The 18,204-nt window shown below is 60.6% G+C and carries 15 protein-coding genes; 4 read left to right on the top strand and 11 right to left on the bottom strand.

All coding sequences use genetic code 11. From position 1 onward, the window contains the following. Positions 1-27: 27 nt before the first annotated feature. The 3 genes from der (at position 28) to IFT98_RS17270 (ending at position 3,784) form a co-directional block, all read left to right on the top strand. A complete protein-coding gene (gene der / locus IFT98_RS17280) occupies positions 28-1,491 on the top strand; it encodes a ribosome biogenesis GTPase Der (RefSeq protein WP_122479541.1) in 1,464 nt (487 codons plus the stop codon). A 302-nt stretch (positions 1,492-1,793) separates the two neighbouring features. Next, positions 1,794-2,942 carry a pyridoxal phosphate-dependent aminotransferase gene (locus tag IFT98_RS17275; protein ID WP_192050588.1) on the top strand — a complete coding sequence of 383 codons (1,149 nt, stop codon included), beginning with the start codon at positions 1,794-1,796 and terminating at the stop codon, positions 2,940-2,942. 8 nt (positions 2,943-2,950) lie between these two features. Continuing rightward, entirely contained in the window at positions 2,951-3,784 is an 834-nt protein-coding gene (locus tag IFT98_RS17270) for an amidohydrolase (protein WP_192050589.1), read from the top strand. On the opposite strand, the gene IFT98_RS17265 is transcribed toward IFT98_RS17270, so the two are convergent. The 3 genes from IFT98_RS17265 to IFT98_RS17255 all read right to left on the bottom strand — a co-directional run bounded on the left by IFT98_RS17265 (position 3,767) and on the right by IFT98_RS17255 (position 7,162). Further along, on the bottom strand, positions 3,767-5,137 hold the full coding sequence (locus IFT98_RS17265; protein WP_192050591.1) for an MFS transporter: 1,371 nt from the start codon (positions 5,135-5,137) through the stop codon (positions 3,767-3,769). The two genes, IFT98_RS17270 and IFT98_RS17265, sit on opposite strands and share 18 nt — an antisense overlap. Further along, positions 5,134-6,252 (bottom strand): cytochrome P450, encoded by a 1,119-nt coding sequence (locus IFT98_RS21115; protein WP_197976742.1) that lies wholly within the window; start codon positions 6,250-6,252, stop codon positions 5,134-5,136. Before IFT98_RS21115 ends, IFT98_RS17265 begins: the two co-directional genes overlap by 4 nt. Before the next feature lie 175 nt (positions 6,253-6,427). Further along, positions 6,428-7,162 carry a tRNA-dependent cyclodipeptide synthase gene (locus tag IFT98_RS17255; protein ID WP_192050595.1) on the bottom strand — a complete coding sequence of 245 codons (735 nt, stop codon included), beginning with the start codon at positions 7,160-7,162 and terminating at the stop codon, positions 6,428-6,430. A gap of 168 nt (positions 7,163-7,330) precedes the next feature. Between IFT98_RS17255 and IFT98_RS17250 the strand changes: the two genes are divergently transcribed. Further along, positions 7,331-8,182, top strand: coding sequence for a helix-turn-helix transcriptional regulator (locus tag IFT98_RS17250; RefSeq protein WP_342214183.1), 852 nt, complete (start codon positions 7,331-7,333; stop codon positions 8,180-8,182). A 51-nt stretch (positions 8,183-8,233) separates the two neighbouring features. Here IFT98_RS17250 and leuA read toward each other — a convergent pair whose 3' ends face one another. The 8 genes from leuA to IFT98_RS17210 all read right to left on the bottom strand — a co-directional run bounded on the left by leuA (position 8,234) and on the right by IFT98_RS17210 (position 18,136). Beyond that, positions 8,234-9,904 carry a 2-isopropylmalate synthase gene (leuA, locus tag IFT98_RS17245; protein WP_192050598.1) on the bottom strand — a complete coding sequence of 557 codons (1,671 nt, stop codon included), beginning with the start codon at positions 9,902-9,904 and terminating at the stop codon, positions 8,234-8,236. A 383-nt stretch (positions 9,905-10,287) separates the two neighbouring features. Beyond that, positions 10,288-11,109, bottom strand: coding sequence for a M23 family metallopeptidase (locus IFT98_RS17240; RefSeq protein ID WP_192050600.1), 822 nt, complete (start codon positions 11,107-11,109; stop codon positions 10,288-10,290). Positions 11,110-11,112: 3 nt separating this feature from the next. Beyond that, positions 11,113-12,492, bottom strand: coding sequence for an exodeoxyribonuclease VII large subunit (gene xseA / locus IFT98_RS17235; protein WP_122479737.1), 1,380 nt, complete (start codon positions 12,490-12,492; stop codon positions 11,113-11,115). A gap of 92 nt (positions 12,493-12,584) precedes the next feature. After that, a complete protein-coding gene (locus IFT98_RS17230; RefSeq protein WP_122479535.1) occupies positions 12,585-13,553 on the bottom strand; it encodes a peptide ABC transporter ATP-binding protein in 969 nt (322 codons plus the stop codon). Continuing rightward, the gene (locus tag IFT98_RS17225; protein ID WP_122479534.1) at positions 13,553-14,521 is read right to left on the bottom strand and encodes an ABC transporter ATP-binding protein; all 969 of its coding nucleotides are present in this window, start codon (positions 14,519-14,521) and stop codon (positions 13,553-13,555) included. Before IFT98_RS17225 ends, IFT98_RS17230 begins: the two co-directional genes overlap by 1 nt. A 10-nt stretch (positions 14,522-14,531) precedes the next feature. Beyond that, positions 14,532-15,443 carry an ABC transporter permease subunit gene (locus IFT98_RS17220; RefSeq protein WP_049861914.1) on the bottom strand — a complete coding sequence of 304 codons (912 nt, stop codon included), beginning with the start codon at positions 15,441-15,443 and terminating at the stop codon, positions 14,532-14,534. Positions 15,444-15,453: 10 nt separating this feature from the next. Beyond that, complete coding sequence (locus IFT98_RS17215) at positions 15,454-16,464, bottom strand: ABC transporter permease subunit (protein ID WP_122479533.1); 1,011 nt, start codon at positions 16,462-16,464, stop codon at positions 15,454-15,456. Positions 16,465-16,540: 76 nt separating this feature from the next. After that, positions 16,541-18,136 (bottom strand): ABC transporter substrate-binding protein, encoded by a 1,596-nt coding sequence (locus tag IFT98_RS17210; protein ID WP_192050601.1) that lies wholly within the window; start codon positions 18,134-18,136, stop codon positions 16,541-16,543. Positions 18,137-18,204 lie beyond the last annotated feature (68 nt).

Here is an 18,204-nt window from a genome sequence, read left to right as displayed (position 1 = left end):
TTCTGAATCAACGCAGTGGAGAGCCGCATGGTTCCCGTAATCGCCCTGGTGGGCCGACCCAACGTCGGTAAATCCACCATGTTCAACCGCCTGACCAAGAGCCGTGACGCCATTGTCGGCGACCTGTCTGGTCTTACCCGTGATCGCCAATACGGTGAGGCGCGCTGGCAAGGGCGTTCCTACATTCTGGTCGACACCGGTGGTATTTCCGGTGACGAGCACGGCATGGACGAAAAGATGGCCGAGCAGTCGCTGCTGGCCATCGAAGAAGCCGATGTCGTGATGTTCCTGGTCGACGCGCGCGCCGGTTTCACCGCCGCCGACCAGATGATTGCCGAACACCTGCGCAAGCGTAACAAGCGCTCGTTGCTGGTGGCCAACAAGGTCGACAACGTCGACCCGGAAATGGCCAAGGCCGAATTTGCCCCGTTGGGCATGGGCGACGCGATTCCCGTGGCCGGTGCTCAGGGCCGCGGCCTCAACACGTTGCTCGAAGCCGCCTTGGGCGAGTTTCCGCGCGACGATGACGAAGTCGACCTCGAAGCCGATGTGGCCGAAGGCGAGGAGGCCGTGCGCATCCCGGGTCCGAGCGAGAAGGATGGCATCAAGATCGCCATCATCGGTCGGCCCAACGTCGGCAAGTCGACCCTGGTCAACCGCATGCTCGGTGAAGACCGGGTCATCGTCTATGACCAGCCGGGCACTACCCGCGACAGCATCTACATTCCTTTCGAGCGCAACGAAGAGAAGTACACGCTGATCGACACGGCTGGTGTGCGCAAGCGCGGCAAGATCCACGAGGAAGTCGAAAAGTTCTCGGTGGTCAAGACGTTGCAGGCGATCAAGGACGCCAACGTGGTGATCTTCGTCATGGACGCGCGCGAAGGTGTGGTCGACCACGACTTGAACCTGCTGGGCTTCGCCCTGGAAACCGGTCGCGCCATCGTCATCGCGCTGAACAAGTGGGATGGCATGCAGCCCAGCGAGCGCGACTACGTGAAAGTCGAGCTGGAGCGGCGGTTGTTCTTCGTCGACTTTGCCGACATCCACTTCATCTCGGCGCTGCACGGCACCGGTGTGGGTAACCTGTATGCGTCGGTGCAGGCTTCGTTCAAGTCGGCGATCACGCGTTGGCCAACCAGCCGCCTGACGCAGATCCTCGAGGATGCGGTGCAGGAGCACCAGCCACCGATGGTCAACAGCCGTCGCATCAAGCTGCGCTACGCGCACTTGGGTGGGGCCAACCCACCATTGATCGTGATCCACGGCAACCAGGTGGAGCGGGTGCCCAAGTCGTATGTGCGCTACCTGGAAAACACCTATCGCCGGGTGCTCAAGCTGGTCGGTACGCCGATCCGTATCGAGTTCAAGGGTGGCGAGAACCCGTACGAGGGCAACAAGAACACCCTCACCGATCGCCAGGTCAACAAGAAGCGCCGCCTGATGTCGCACCACAAGAAGGCCGACAAGAAGCGCCGCGACAAGCGCTGATTGGTCTGACTCCGGCGGTGATGCCGGACGCGGCTTGCGCCGCTGCTACAGGTCTGCAGTGCACGCCGTGAACACGGTCCATCAGATACACCCCGCCCCCCGTAGCAGCGGCGCAAGCCGCGTCGGCGGTGGATGCGGTCCATCAGCTACACCCCGCCCCCTGTAGCAGCGGCGCAAGCCGCGTCGGCGGTGGCTGCGGTCCGTCAGCTACACCCCGCCCCCTGTAGCAGCGGCGCAAGCCGCGTCGGCGGCTGATGCGGTCTGCCTGCTACACTGGAGGACGTTTTTCCAGGGAGCGGCACATGATCAGCAGCAAGCTGCCGAATGTCGGCACCACCATCTTCACCACCATGTCGCAACTTGCCGCCCAAACCGGCGCATTGAACCTGTCCCAGGGTTTTCCGGATTTTGACGGTCCGCCCGCCTTGCTCGAAGCCGTCGGGCGCCATGTGCTGGCCGGGCATAACCAATACTCGCCCATGACCGGCCTACCGGCCTTGCGCGAACAGGTGGCGGCCAAGGTCGAGCGTCTGTACCGGCGCAGCCTGAACGTCGATACCGAGATCACCATCACCCCCGGCGCCACCCAGGCAATTTTCTGCGCGATCCAGGCGGTCATTCGCCACGGCGACGAAGTCATCGTGTTCGATCCCTGCTACGACAGCTACGAACCCTCGGTCGAGCTGGCTGGCGGCACCTGCGTGCACGTGCAACTGGATGCCGAGAACTTCACGATCGACTGGCAGCGGTTGAACGATGCGATCACCTCGCGCACCCGCATGATCGTCATCAACTCGCCGCATAATCCCAGCGGTGCCTTGATCAGTGCTGCGGAACTGGACCGATTGGCGGCACTGATCGCCGACCGCGACATCTACATTCTCAGCGACGAAGTCTATGAGCACCTGGTATTCGATGGTGCTGCCCACGCCAGCGTGCTCGCCCATGAACGCTTGTACGAGCGCGCGTTCGTGGTCAGTTCGTTCGGCAAGACCTACCACGTCACGGGTTGGAAAACCGGCTATGTGATCGCACCGCCTGCCCTGACCCGTGAACTGCGCAAGGTGCACCAGTACGTCAGCTTCTGCGGGGTCACGCCGCTGCAATACGCCCTGGCCGACTACATGGCCGAACAGCCGGGACACGTGGACGAGCTGCCGGCTTTCTATCAAGGCAAGCGTGATCTGCTCTGCGACCTGCTGGCGGATTCGCGATTCACGTTTACACCCACGCCTGGCACCTATTTCCAACTGGTCGACTATTCAGCGATCCGGCCCGACCTGAACGACGTCGACATGGCGCTGTGGCTGACGCGCGAACACGGGGTGGCGAGCATCCCAGTGTCGGTGTTTTATCGCACCCCGGTAGCGGACCAGCGCCTGATCCGGTTGTGTTTCGCCAAACGTGAGGAGACGCTGCGCGAGGCAGCCCACAAACTATGCCGAATCTAAGCGAAGCCATGCCCAATCCAAATGAAGCGACCTTGGCCGCACAGGCTCCCGAGCTCAGGATCGCGTTGGTGCAAACCCAATTGGCCTGGCACGACCGCGAAGCCAATCTCGAGCACTTCGATGCCTTGCTCGAGCAGGCGCGGGGTGCGGAGCTGGTGGTCCTGCCGGAGATGTTTACCACCGGGTTCTCGATGGAGTCCAAGAGCCTGTGCGAGCCGGAGAATGGGGTGACCCACGATTGGCTGTTGGCATGGGCCGCCAAGCTCGACGCGGTGGTGACCGGCAGCGTGATCGTCCAGGCTGCCGACGGCAGCTACCGCAATCGCCTGTTGTGGGCATGCCCGAACGGCCAGATGCTGCATTACGACAAGCGTCATCTGTTTCGCATGGCCGAAGAGCACGAGCACTACAGTGCTGGGGAGCATCAAGCGGTGTTTTCCGTGAAGGGCTGGCGCGTGCGTCCGTTGATCTGCTACGACCTGCGGTTTCCGGTGTGGAGCCGCGATGCCCAAGGCACCGATTTGCTGCTGTACACGGCCAATTGGCCAGGGGCGCGACGCATGCACTGGAACCGCCTGCTGCCGGCCCGGGCGATCGAGAACCTCTGCTACGTGGCGGCGGTGAACCGCGTGGGCATCGATGGCAAGGGGTTTGCCTACACGGGTGACAGCCAGGTGCTGGACTTCCAGGGCGAATCCCTGCTCTGCGCAGGAGAAGCCGATGGGGTGTTCCACATGGGTCTGAATGCTCAGGCACTGCATGCCTACCGAAGCAAGTTTCCAGCTGATCTGGATGCCGATGAGTTCGACTTTCGCGAAGAACGGTCAACGCGGTTGAGGTAATGCTAAAACGCAGAGCAACGTCGCGCCCAGCATTAGCCCATGCGGGAGAATGAATTGCGCTGGGTCGATATTCAGGGGAGGGGGTGGAATCATTGAGATCACGCTGGTAGCTGCCGCCGCAGCTGCCAAGTATGTCACGACTCTGGTCAAGGCACTGGCATGTGCTATCTGTGGTGGCTTGAGCGTTGAATATGCACCTGCCATCGCAAGCAGGGTCAACGCACCTAAGCCTGCGCCACGCATCAGCATTCCCAGCGCGACCAGCCAAGTAGAGCTGATCAATGCTGGTGATGCCAACAAAAGCCCGCCTGCCAGTGCAGCGAGTATTGAGGCTGCTGCAATGTGTCGCTCGCTTGCTCCGGCAGGGTTGCGGACCATGAAATGGCGTGCCCCCAAGGTCCCGACGCCATGTAGGGCCAGAAAAATCCCACAGGCGGTCGTTGAATAGGTTCCGGCTTGCAGCAGGTAAAGAGGTAGCAACAACGCTCCGCCATAGTAGACCACGCTGGCAAGTGCAAGCAGCTTGCAAGAACGTCGTATGGCAACGCGGCGCAGGATGCTTAAATCCAGTAGTGCGCTGCCTGCGTGGTGCAAACTGTGGCGAACGAACAAGGCCAATAGCCCCAAGCCGATGGTGATGCTGGCCAGCGCAGTTGAATCTATCGCATGGCTCGGATGGCCAAGCCGGGATAGCCCATAGATCCACAAGAATAAGGCAGGACAAAGTAGCAAAAAGCCTCGTACGTCGAAACGGGCGCGATCTCGAGCAGGGTCATCCGGAATCCGCTGATAACCTATCTTCAGGGCGAGTATGCAGATCGCTACATACAGCCAGAAGATGAGCCTCCAGCCAATTAGATCGATCATCAGCCCCCCGATGAGTGCCCCCAGTATTGGAGCAATCACGCCAGGTACCGCAATAGCGGCAAGCGCAGCCTTCGCCTTGTCAGGTTCAACAGCGTTCAACACTATGGTTTGCATTGCAGGGAGCAAGAGGCCGGCTGCGAAGCCTTGAAACACCCGGGCCGCGATAAGGAACTCGACACTTGGGGCAGTAGCAGAAAGTATCGATCCCCCCATGAACAGTCCCAAGCTGCCTAGCCATATCCGCCGCGATCCTAGACACCCCGCTAACCAGGCGAATACCGACACCGCACCTGCCGCAGCCAGCAAATAGGCCGTGACAACCCATTGAAGGGCTGCCAAGGACGAATGCAGTTCCAGGCCCATATCAGTCAGTGCGACGTTGACCAGCGTGGTATCCAGTAGCGGTAGCAGGGCGCCCCCAATCAGCGTACGAGTCAGGCATTTTTCTGAAGACGTTAGCGAAATCCCGAGCGGATGCGCGCTCATGCCAAGGATTCCACGGCATCGGTGCTGACCGGGCAAGCTCGGAAGTTGATCACCATTGATGATGGCCCACGGGTGTAAAGACCTTCCTCGCGAAGGATGAACCCAGGCGCCAAATGGAGATCCTTCAATAGATCCATGATCACATTCGCCGTCAGGGTAATCTGCATGGTAGAGAAGGCGGCGCCCACGCAGACGTGAGTGCCTGAACCAAAAGCAAGGTGTGGCGAGATCTTTTCACCGTGGTTGCCGCGCTTGGACCTTCGATCAATTTGGAAAATATCTGGATTCTCAAAGACCAATGGGTCGCGATTCGCTGCACCGATCATGCAGAAAACCAGCGCGTCTTTAGGTATTTGCGTCTCACCCACCCGCACATTATCTGCCGCCTGTCGTGGTATTAGCTGCACGGGAGAATTCAGACGCAAGGTTTCATCAATCGCCGCGGCCAATAGGGTGCGATCCTGGTATATCCGTGCACATAGCAGTGGGGTACTAAGCATGTGGTAGAACAGATAGGCTAGGGTTTTGTCTGCGGGCTCAGTGGCTGCTAATAAGATATTCAGAACAAGCGCTACCACTTCCGTCGTCGTCATCGGGTAATTGTCTACAGTGGCGTTGTACAGTCTTGCGATGAAGCCGGTAGCCGAACCATGCATTTCTTGCTCTACCAGCGGCGTTAGGTAGGCAATGAGTTGTTGGCTGCAGAACAGACTGAACTGGCATTGGGCCTCGGTCATTGTGAGGCTCGTAATGTATGCAGCAATACCCTGATGCCAAAAGGCGACGTCCTCGTGTCGATCTACCGGCAGGCCCAACACAGTCAGGGTGACCAAAATGCTGTAGGGACGCCCGAACTCTTTGATCAGGTCTACAGATCCTTTATGTAAGAGCGGGGAGAGTAATCCATGGACGATCTGCTTGATCGATTGCGCGTGCTGCTCTCGAAAGAGCCGGCCTGTGAGCTGAGACAATACGGCCTTTCGTTTGCTGTGATGCTCACATCCTTCCATCTGCGCCAGGACACGCTCTCCCATTACCGGCTGCGCACGCGAGGCGAGCGGAGCAGTCGTAAAGTCCGGAGATCGAAGAACTTGTGTGACCTGTGAGTAATGCACAAGTAAGTAAGCCTTAGTGTGCGAGTCTTGCAGAGGAGTATTTATCCCTCGCATTGCTTTGAAAGCGCGGTAGGGGTCAGTTGCAAGCTCTGTGGACAGGATGTTGATCTCTGTTGGTTGTATCATATGAGTGATCTGCTTTTTTAGTTATTATAGGAGGGTGGCTGCTCGAATGTTAGTTTATAGATACGATGCCGTGGGCTTGCTTCTCGTCAATCTCTAAAGGAAATTGACCCTCCCGAAGTGCAATGCCGATAGGCCAGATTTTGTGATAAAGAAAGGTTGAGCTAGAGGCCAGTGTTAATCTAGGAGAGTTCAAGTAAAATGGGAGCTCCGCGAATATGTAAGGGATGGCAATATCGATGTATTTATGCGGTTCGGCGAGGTTCTGCGATCCGCTAGCCGTTCCCCTAGCCCGACCCGAGATAGCTTGACTTGACATATCTTTACACGCCGCCCTGAAAGCTGAGCACTCGCCATAGGCCGTCTCAACCTGAGAACGCAATCTTCGATACTCGGGATGATCAAAAAAGTCAGAAAACCGGAAGATGTTTGTATTTGCTGAGGTGCCGTCGAGTTTCTCCAGCACGCGTTTGATCGTTCTCGTGTGTCGATTCAGTTCCTTCCGCACCTTCCGATCCGCCTTTTCTGCAGGTATGCCAGTCGCTCGCAGCAATAGCCCGGCATGGGCATTGTCTGGGAGTAAGATATCGACGCGTTTAAATTCCCTATGTGCCCAGCTGAGTAGTTCGTCTACGTAATCAGGTGAGAACCTTGAGTTGAATGGACTGATGCCGATCAGTGCGTGATCTCTGTATTGCAATGTCTTGGAACAGTGCGGCGAGTAACCCTCGACGGAGAGTTTATATTTTGGAGTCCCTCCAGATTCGACCATGTAGGTGTCATCCATTTCATTGCCTGGGGTCAATTTCTTATATCCTTATGAAGTGATGTGGCGATGGCTTTTTATGATTTTTGTGATTTTGTAATGTTCCGCTACGATTGAGCGGTATGTGGGTTAGTGTAAGAAAGGCAGCTGCGCGGTAATATCGAAAGAAAGTCACGGAGTGTCGACCTTATGGCAAAGATGCCCAGCGCGCGGCAACTCACTTCCCCAATGGATACTGATGGGTACGCACCCACCATGGTTGCGCCACTTCGCTGCGTCCGACGATCACATCTCGCTAAAACCGACGTGCAGTCGCATTACCACCCCTGGGTTCAAATAGTCTTCTGCACTCGGGGAATTATCCGTGTGGCCATGGAACATGCCAGCTATACGGTGCCGCCCTGGAATGCTGTCTGGATCCCTGCAGGAGTCGCTCATACAACGGCTGTAGTGGATACTGCGGACCTTCATGCGCTCTATCTTCTGGCTGATCCAATTCCAGGGCGGGAGCAAAGCCCAATGCTCACAGCGCTGAGCTGCTTTGACGAGCGTGTCATCGAGGTCGGCATCTTGCTGCAGGGCTTGGTGACAGCTTTGACGAAAGAAGAGCCAGCAGCAGGAGACCGTTACGATGCACTTTGCCGACTTACGTTGATGGAACTGCTGCGTGCTCCAATCGTTGCGATAGGGATCACGCTGCCTTCAGAGCGAAGGCTAAGGGCCTTTTGTGATGCTTTCCTGCAGAAGCCGAGTCTTGAGCTTTCGATGGGCGCGCTGTCAAAACATGCCGGCGCCAGCGTCAGCACCATAGCGCGGCTGTTCCAAAGCGAGTTGGGTACCAGTTTTGTCGAATGGCGCAAGCAGGTTCTGCTGGCTCATTCCCTCACGCTGGCCACCCGGGGGTTGACCGTCACGCAGATAGCGTTCGAGCTCGGATATAGCAATCCCAGCGCATTCACTTTCATGGTGACCCAGCTGGTTGGTATCTCTCCCAGCAAGTTCATGTCGCTATCGCGAAGCCCTGAAGAGCACCGAGAATAAAAAAAGCCAGTCAATGACATTGACCGGCTTTTCGCTTGCAGCTCAGGCAGATCAGGCCGCTTTCGCATCCTGCTGGCTCAGCGAGCGGTTCAGGGCGCTGAACAACGCCTTGAAGCTTGCGGTGGTGATGTTTTCATCCACGCCCACACCATGCACGGGACGGCCGCCCGCCACGCGCAGTTCGATGTAGGCAGCAGCCTTGGCGTTGGTGCCTGCGCCGATGGCGTGTTCGTTGTAGTCCATGATCTCGACGGCGATTGGCATGGAGGCGACCAGCGCTTCCAGCGCGCCGTTGCCCTTGCCACGCCAGTGTTGGGTTTCTCCGTCACTGTGCACTTCGACATCCACGGCGCTGTTGCCGTTTTCTTCCTGCAACCGATGACTGATCAGCGCATAAGGGGTGTTGGCCTGCAGATACTCTTTACGCAACAAGGCGTAGATCTGCTGGGCAGTCATCTCGAGGCCCAGGCGGTCGGTTTCACCCTGTACCACCTGGCTGAACTCGATCTGCATGCGGCGCGGCAGGCTGATGCCGTATTCCTGTTCCAGCAGGTAGGTGATACCACCCTTGCCCGACTGACTGTTCACGCGGATGACCGCCTCGTAGCTGCGACCGATGTCGGCCGGGTCGATCGGCAGGTAAGGCACTTCCCACAACGTGCCTTCCTTCTGCTGGGTGAACCCCTTGCGGATGGCATCCTGGTGCGAGCCGGAGAACGCGGTGTGAACCAGATCGCCCACGTACGGATGACGAGGATGCACCGGCAATTGGTTGCACTCTTCGACCACCTTGCGGATACCGTCGATGTCAGAAAAATCCAGCTCGGGATCGACGCCCTGGGTGTACAGGTTCAAGCCGAGGGTCACCAGGTCGACGTTACCGGTACGTTCGCCGTTGCCGAACAGGCAGCCTTCGACGCGATCCGCACCGGCCATCAGGCCCAGCTCGGTCGCAGCCACGCCGGTGCCACGGTCGTTGTGCGTGTGCAGGCTCAACAGCACGCTGTCGCGGCGGTTGATATGGCGACCGAACCACTCGATCTGGTCGGCGTAGATGTTGGGCGTGGACACCTCCACGGTGGCCGGCAGGTTGAGGATGACCTTGTTCTGCGGGGTGGGACTCCACACCTCGATCACCGCATCGCAGACTTCCTTGGCGAACTCGAGCTCGGTGGCGCTGAAGGTTTCCGGCGAGTACTGGAAGGTCCACTGGGTTTCAGGCTGCTGGGCTGCGTATTTGACGAACAGCTTGGCGGCATTTACCGCGATGTCCTTGACGCCCTGCTTGTCCTGGTTGAACACGATCTTGCGGAAAGACGGCGACGTCGCGTTGTACAGGTGAACGATGGCCTTCTTGGCACCCTTGAGCGATTCGAACGTGCGCGCGATGAGGTCTTCGCGGGCCTGGGTCAACACCTGAATGGTCGTGTCGTCCGGGATGTGGCCCTCTTCGATGAGGGTGCGGACGAAGTCGAAATCGGTCTGCGAGGCGGAAGGGAAGGAGGCTTCGATTTCCTTCACGCCAACGGCGACCAGGGTTTTCCAGAAGCGCAGCTTCTTGGCTGCGTCCATGGGCTCGATCAGCGACTGATTGCCATCGCGCAGATCGGAGCTGCACCAGATGGGCGCCACGGTGATGGATTTCGACGGCCAGGTGCGGTCGGGCAGGTCGATCGTCGGGAACGCGCGGTACTTCTGCGACGGGTCTTTGAGCATGGACATGGTGAAAATCCTTGGTGAGCAGCCTGGGGAAAGGGCCTGCCGGTCATTCGAAAGGTGAAGGGGCGAGGCGACGCGTTTCAGCCAGGCAGTCGTGCACTGACCAGGCAGAGGCTGCGGTGCTGGCGGAGCTGGATGAGGGTGTGTGCAGTGTTCATGACCTCAACCCTAACCAGTGGGGTGAAAAATGGCAAGGGTGTTGAGGAAAATGGTAGGAGAGTTGGGTATCTTGGATTAGGCGAGAGTTTATTGCTGAATATTTGGAAAGGGGTGCCAGAGATTGCGTAGCTTTAAGGGGCGGCGCAATGCGCTGGGTCGACGGTGCGGCCTTCGCGGGCAGAGCCCGCTCCCACAGGTCAAGCAGTGCTGAGAGGATTTCCGGTGGATCAAGGCTGAAAGGCATTGATGAAGATCGCCGGATCGACCCGCGCATCGTTGAGGCTGACATTCCAGTGCATGTGCGGTCCGGTGGCACGGCCGGTGGCGCCGACCCGGCCGACCACTGCACCGCGTACCAGGCTTTGGCCGGCCTTCACGTCGATCTTGGACATGTGACAGAACATGCTGATGAATCCCTGCCCATGGTCGACGAACACGGTGTTGCCATTGAAGAAGTAATCACCCACCAGAATCACCTTGCCATTGGCAGGTGTCTTGATCGGCGTGCCGGCCGGCACCGCGAAATCCAGCCCCGAGTGCGGGTTGCGCTCCTCGCCGTTGAAGAACCGCCGCACGCCGAACTTGCTCGACAGCGGTCCGCTGACAGGCTTGTCCAGCAGCAGGTTGCTCGGCGTGCCGGCGCTGAAGCTGCGATAGGCGCGCAGCTGCTCGGCCAGTTCGCCGTCGATGCGTTTGAGGTCGGCCGGGTTGGGGTTCACCTGCCGGGTGTTTTTCAGGGTGATGCGTTGTTCCGGGTACTGTTTGCTACCCACTTGAAAAGCGACAGTGCGCCCGGCCACGCTCAACTGCGCCGCGCCCGGCTTGACCGTCAATGGAATACCAACGATGGCCCGCCAGGTGCCTTGCTCGTTGACCACGAGCACCTGCTTGCCGTCGTAGGTGGCCTTGGGCGCCTGGTTGGCGTTGCCCAGATCGACCACTGCCACGCCGCCGGGCACCGGTTTGTTCAACAGCCGGGTGATGTAGCTGTCCGCCTGGGCGAACGAAGACAGACACAACAGCAGGGCGACAACGAGAAAACGCGGCATGGATCAGTCCAGTAGGGAAAGGGTAACGGGCGTGAGGTGATTGTCCTCGACGCGCACTGCAAGCTCGCCTTCGCCCAGCCTTGCGATCAGGCATTGACCGCGCTGGGTCTGTTCGGCGCTGCGGATGGCCTGGCCCCGCTCATCGAGCAGGATGCTGTAGCCGCGTCCGAGGGTCGCCAATGGGCTGACCACGTGCAGAGTCTGCACCTGGCTCTGCAGCAACAGGCGACGCGCCTTGAGGGTGTCGCGCATGGCCCGCGGCAAACGCTCGGCCAGGCCATCCAGGCGCTGTTTGAGCAGCCGCAGGACTCGGTCCGGATGCTGCCCCGCCAGCCGCGTCTGCAACTGTGCCAGGCGGTGCCCGCGCGCGGTCATCTGCCGTTCGAAGGCACGGCGCATGCGCATGTCCAGGTCATCCAGGCGCTGTGCCTGTTGGCGCAGACGTTCGCCGGGGTGGCGCAGGCGACGGGTCAGCCCTTCCACACGCAGGCGTTCGTGGGCCAGGCGATTGTGCATGCGCAGCACCAGGCGTCGCTGCAGGCTGTCGAGTCGGCGCTGCAGGTCGCCGGCATCCGGGGCCAGCAGTTCGGCGGCTGCCGAAGGAGTAGGGGCACGTACGTCGGCCACGAAGTCGCTGATGGACACGTCGGTCTCGTGGCCTACGGCGCTGACGATCGGCGTCACGCAGGCGTCCACGGCGCGCGCCACGGCTTCTTCGTTGAAGCACCAGAGGTCCTCCAGCGAACCGCCGCCACGGGCGAGGATGATCGCGTCGAACCCGCGTGCGTCGGCCAGGCGCAGGGCGCGGACGATTTGCGCAGTGGCTTCGCGACCCTGTACGGCGGTCGGGATCAGGGTCAGCTGGATCTGCGGGGCACGTCGACGGAACACGCTGATGATGTCGCGGATTACCGCGCCGGTTGGCGAACTGACGATCCCGATACGTTGCGGGTGAGCCGGCAGCGCGACCTTGCGTTCGCTGCTGAACAGGCCTTCGGCATCGAGCTTGACCTTGAGCGCATCGAACGCCATGCGCAGCGCGCCGTCACCGGCGGGCTCTACGGTGTCGAGGATCAGTTGATAGTCGCCACGGCCTTCGAACAGCGAGACCTTGCCACGCACCTTCACCGCTGCGCCGTCCTTGAGGACCTGGCGCACGCGTTGGGCGTTCTGCCTGAACAAGGCGCAGCGTACCTGCGCGCCGCTGTCCTTCAGAGTGAAATAGACGTGGCCGGAGGCCGGCCGCGCCAGGTTGGAGATTTCACCTTCGACCCAGATGTTGCTGAAGACGTCTTCGAGCAATACGCGGGCGCGGCCATTGAGCTGGCTGACGGTGATGACCTCGCGATCGAGGTTCAGGCGGGCAAAGGGGTCTTTGATCATGTTCGGCATCATAGAGACATTCGTCTGCGGATGCACTGGGGGAGGGGGAGGGAAAAGGCCTCTTCGACAGCGAGCGAAGAGGCCTTGAAGCGTTACAGGAACTGCTCGGCGTAATGACACGCCACTTGCCGCGTATCCACCGGCCGGAACGCCGGTATTTCCGTGCTGCAGCGTTCGGTGGCGTACGGGCAACGCTTGTGGAACGCACAGCCCGACGGCGGATTCAACGGGTTGGGCAATTCGCCGACGATCTTGATCTTGGGCTTGAGCGGATCGGGCTTGATGGTCGGCGTTGCCGATAGTAGGGCCTGGGTGTACGGGTGCAGAGGCCGGGTGTAGATGTCCTCCTTGGGCCCCATTTCCGCCGGCCGGCCCAGGTACATCACCAGCACCTGATCGGCCACGTGACGCACCACCGCCAGGTTGTGCGAGATGAACACGTAGGCCGTGTTGAACTCCTGCTGCAGGTCCATGAACAGGTTCAGCACCTGCGCCTGGATCGACACGTCGAGTGCCGAGGTCGGCTCATCGGCGACCAGCACCTTTGGCTGCAGCATCATGGCGCGGGCCAGGGCAATACGCTGGCGCTGACCACCGGAGAACATGTGCGGGTAGCGCTGGTAGTGCTCGGGCCGCAGGCCGACCTGCTGCATCATGGCCTGGACCTTCTCGCGTCGCTCGGCCTTGCTCAGCGAGGTGTTGATCAACAATGGCTCGCCCAGCTGATCGCCGATCTTCTGCCGCGGATTGAGCGAGGCATAGGGGCTCTGGAAGACCATCTGCACGTCCTTGCGCAATTGCTTGCGCTCGGCCTTGCTGGCGCCGGCAACTTCCTGGCCGGCGATCTGCAGCGACCCGGACGAAGGCTCTTCGATCAAGGTCAGCGCGCGAGCCAGGGTCGACTTGCCGCAGCCCGATTCACCCACCACGGCAAGGGTCTTGCCGGCTTCGAGCTCGAAGGACACGCCATTGAGGGCGCGCACCACGGCATCAGGCTTGAACAGCCCGGCCGAGACGTTGTAGTGGCGAGTAAGGTCGCGGGCGGTCAGTACGACGCTCATTACGCCACCTCCTGATTGAGTGGGTAGAAACAGCGCGCCAAGCTCTGGGTTTTCTGATCCAGGGCAGGGCGTTCGGTACGGCAGTTTTCACGCACGTAGGGGCAGCGTGGCGAAAGCAGGCAGCCCTGCGGACGGTCGTAGCGGCCCGGGACGATGCCGGGCAGGGTGGCCAGGCGCTCGGCGCCTTCGCTGTGCTCGGGGATGGCCATCAGCAGCGCTTCGCTGTAGGGGTGCGCAGGGATATCGAACAGTTGCGGTACATGGCCCACTTCCACTGCCTGGCCGGCGTACATCACGCACACGCGTTGGGCGGTTTCGGCCACCACGGCCAGGTCATGGGTGATCAGGATCAGGCCCATGTTCTGCTCTTGCTGCAGGTTGAGCAGCAATTCCATGATCTGCGCCTGAATGGTTACGTCCAGGGCAGTGGTCGGTTCGTCGGCGATCAGCAGCTTGGGTTCGCCGGCAATCGCCATGGCAATCGCCACGCGCTGGCTCATGCCACCGGACAGTTGATGGGGGTAGGCATCCAGACGGCTTTCAGCCGCAGGAATTTCCACCTTCTTGAGCAGTTCCAGCGCCCGCTGGCGCGCGGCCTTGCCGGACATGCCCAGATGCTGGCGCAAGACCTCCTCGATCTGGAAACCCACGGTGTAGCTGGGGTTCAGGGCGGTCATCGGATCCTGGAAAATCATCGCCAGGTCCTTGCCGACCACCTTGCGCCGTTGCCGTGCGTTGAGCTTGAGCATGTCGTGGCCGTCGAACAGCAGCGAGTCGGCCGTGACGATGCCGGGCGCGTCGATCAGGCCCATCAGGGCCATCATGGTCACCGACTTGCCCGAACCCGATTCGCCGACGATGGCCAGCACTTCGCCCTTGTCCACGCTGAGGTCCAGCCCGTCGACGACCGGCACAGCCTTGGCGTCGCCAAAGCGCACGTTCAGGTTATTGATATTCAAAAGTGACATGGTCGGCTCCTCAGGCGGCGTTCTTGAGTTTGGGGTCCAGCGCATCGCGCAGCCCGTCGCCCATCAGGTTGATTGCCAGCACGCTGAGCAGAATGGTCAGACCCGGCAGGCTCACCACCCACCAGGCGCGTTCGATGTAGTCCCGCGCCGAGGCCAGCATGGTGCCCCATTCCGGCGTCGGCGGTTGCACGCCCAGGCCCAGGAAACCCAGCGCAGCGGCGTCGAGAATCGCCGAGGAGAAACTCAAGGTGGCCTGCACGATCAGCGGCGCCATGCAGTTGGGCAGCACGGTGATGAACATCAACCGTGGCAGCGTTGCCCCGGCCAGCCGGGCGGCGGTCACGTAGTCGCGGTTCAGTTCACCCATCACCGCAGCGCGGGTCAGGCGCACGTAGGAAGGCAGCGACACCACGGCAATGGCGATCACGGTGTTGATCAGGCCAGGGCCGAGAATGGCGACGATTGCCACTGCCAGCAGCAGCGACGGCAGCGCCAGCATGACATCCATCAGGCGCATGATCGACGGCCCGAGGATGCGTGGGAAAAAGCCGGCCAGCAGACCCATGAGGATGCCCGGGATCAGTGACATCACCACCGACGACAGGCCGATCAGCAGAGACAGCCGCGAACCCTGGATCAGGCGCGAAAGCAGATCGCGGCCCAGTTCGTCGGTGCCCAGAATGAACTGCCATTGGCCGCCTTCCAGCCATACCGGTGGGGTCAGGAGAAAGTCGCGGTACTGCTCGCTGGGATTGTGCGGTGCCACCCAGGGCGCGAACAGCGCGCAGAAGACGATGATCAGCATGAACACCAGGCCGGCCACGGCGCCCTTGTTCTTGGCAAAAGCCTGCCAGAATTCCTTGTACGGGGAGGGATAGAGCAGGCTCTGATCCACCGCTACCGTTTCGATTTTCGTAGTCATGGATAGGGTCTCAGCGCTGATGACGGATGCGTGGGTTGGCCAGGCCGTAGAGGATATCCACGACGAAGTTGACCAGGATCACCAGGCAGGCGATCAACAGAATGCCGTTCTGCACGACAGGGTAGTCGCGGGCGCCGATGGCCTCGATCAGCCACTTGCCGATGCCCGGCCAGGAGAAAATGGTTTCGGTCAGTACCGCACCGGCCAGCAGGGTGCCGACCTGCAGGCCGAACACCGTGAGCACCGGAATCAGCGCATTGCGCAGGCCGTGCACGAATACCACGCGGGCCGGCGACAGGCCCTTGGCGCGCGCCGTGCGCACGTAGTCCTCGCGCAGTACTTCGAGCATCGAGGAACGGGTCATGCGCGCGATCACCGCCAGGGGAATGGTGCCCAGTACGATGGCCGGCAGAATCAGGTGATGCAGGGCATCCCACCAGGCGCCTTCGTCTTCGCTGAACAGCGTGTCGATGAGCATGAAGCCGGTTTTCGGCTCGATGTCGTACAGCAGGTCGATGCGCCCGGAAACCGGCGTCCAGCCCAGGGTCACCGAGAAGAACATGATCAGGATCAGGCCCCACCAGAAGATCGGCATGGAATAGCCGGCCAGGGAAATGCCCATGACCCCGTGGTCGAACAGCGAGCCTCGCTTGAGTGCGGCGATCACCCCGGCGAGCAGGCCCAGAATGCCGGCGAAGATCAGCGCGGCAATGGACAGCTCCAGGGTGGCCGGAAACAGTGCGGTGAACTCGGTCCACACACTTTCCCGAGTCCGCAGCGACTCGCCCAGGTTGCCCTGGGCAAGGTTGCCGATGTAGTCCAGGTACTGGGCATACAGGGGCTTGTTCAGACCCAGGCGTTCCATCGCCTGTGCGTGCATTTCGGGGTCGACCCGACGCTCGCCCATCATCACTTCGACAGGGTCACCGGGAATCAGGCGTATCAACGCGAAGGTCAATAGCGTGATGCCGAAGAAAGTGGGGATCAGCAATCCCACACGTCGGGCAATAAAACTAAACATCGTGCGTAGTACCTCATCAGCCGGTTAGGCATGCCCCGCGTCCGCCCGGATGGGCGCCGAAGCGGGGCGTCTTTTTCTACTTCACCTGGGTGGTGGCGAAGTTATTATTGGTCATCGGGCTTATGTGGAAGCCTTCGACGTTCTTGCGCATGGCCGAGAACAGGCGTGGATACGCCAGGCTCAACCAGGGTTGCTCTTTGAGAAAAATGACCTGTGCCTGTTCGTAGAACGCCGCGCGCGCTGCCGGTTCAGTGGCTTCGCGGGCCTTGTTCACCAGTGCATCGAACTCCGGGTTGCACCAGCGAGCGGCGTTTTCGCCGTTCTTCGCCGCTTCACACGTCAGGTTCGGGCTGAGAAAGTTGTCCGGGTCGCCGTTGTCGCCGGCCCAACCGTAGAAAGCCAGGTCATGTTCGCCCAGTTTCAGGCGCTTGATCAACTCGCCCCACTCCAGCACGCGAATATCCAGCTTGATGCCAACCTTGGCCAGGTCTGCCTGGAGCAGTTGCGCCGCCAGGCTTGAGTTGGGGTTGGTCGGGCTGCTGCCATTGCGCGCAAAGATGGTGAACGACGTACCTTCGGGAACGCCGGCTTCCTTGAGCAGCGCCCGGGCCTTGGCCGGATCGTAGGGCAAATCCTTCAGGGAATGATTGTAGCCCAGCAGAGTGGTCGGGTAGGGGCCCACGCCCGGCGTTGCGTTGCCTTCGCCGAACAGCGTATGAACGAAGGTCTGCTTGTCGAAGGCCATCTGGATGGCCTGGCGCACGCGCACGTCGCTCAGGTACTTGTGGGTGGTGTTGATGGCCACGTAGCTGGTCATCAGGGCGTCCATTTCCGCGACCTTGAGCTGCGGGTCGGCCTTGATGCCAGGCACGTCGTCCGGCTTGGGGTACACCGCAAGCTGGCATTCGTTGGCGCGCAGCTTCTGCGCCCGCACGTTGTTGTCCACGGTGATGGCGAAGATCAGCGGGTCGGCCGGTGGCTTGCCTTTGTAATAGTCGGGATTGGCCTTGTAGCGAACCTGGGCGTCCTTGCTGTAGCGCACGAACACGAAGGGCCCGGTGCCGATCGGCTTGCTGTTCAGCTCGGCGGTCTTGCCGGCCTTGAGCAACTGGTCGGCATATTCGGCGGAATAGATCGAGGTGAAGCCCATTGCCATGTCGCGCAGGAAGGGCGCCTCCGGGCGCTTGAGCACGAAACGCACGGTCAGCTCGTCGAGCTTGTCGATGCTCTGGATCAGCTCACCCATGCCCATCGATTCGAAGTACGGATAGCCCATGGTCGACTTGGCGTGCCAGGGGTGATTGGCATCGAACTGGCGCATGAAGCTCCACAGCACGTCGTCGGCAGTGAGGTTGCGGGTCGGCTTGAAGTAGTCCGTGGTATGGAACTTCACGCCCTCGCGCAGGTGGAAAGTGTAGGTCTTGCCGTCTTCGCTGATGTCCCAGCTTCGTGCCAGGCCGGGCTGGATTTCGGTGCTGCCCGGCGCGAAGTCGACGAGGCGGTTGAATACCGTTTCGGCTGAGGCATCGGCCGTCACCGCACCGGTGTATTGAACGATATCGAAACCTTCGGGACTCGCTTCGGTGCAGACCACCAGCGGTTTGGCACTGGCGCCCAGGCTCATGCCGAGCAGGGCGGCGGCTACGGCAGCCTTGAGTGATAGCGTTTTCATCGTTGCCCTCGCAATCGCACGTAAGCGTAGCCGCTGCCCGTGATTCGTCGAACCACGGGCAGCGCTCG

This window comes from Pseudomonas sp. CFBP 8770, from assembly GCF_014841705.1.
Classification (GTDB): domain Bacteria; phylum Pseudomonadota; class Gammaproteobacteria; order Pseudomonadales; family Pseudomonadaceae; genus Aquipseudomonas.
Note: the sequence above shows the minus strand (reverse complement) of the source record. Positions and strands in the feature narration are given on the sequence as shown.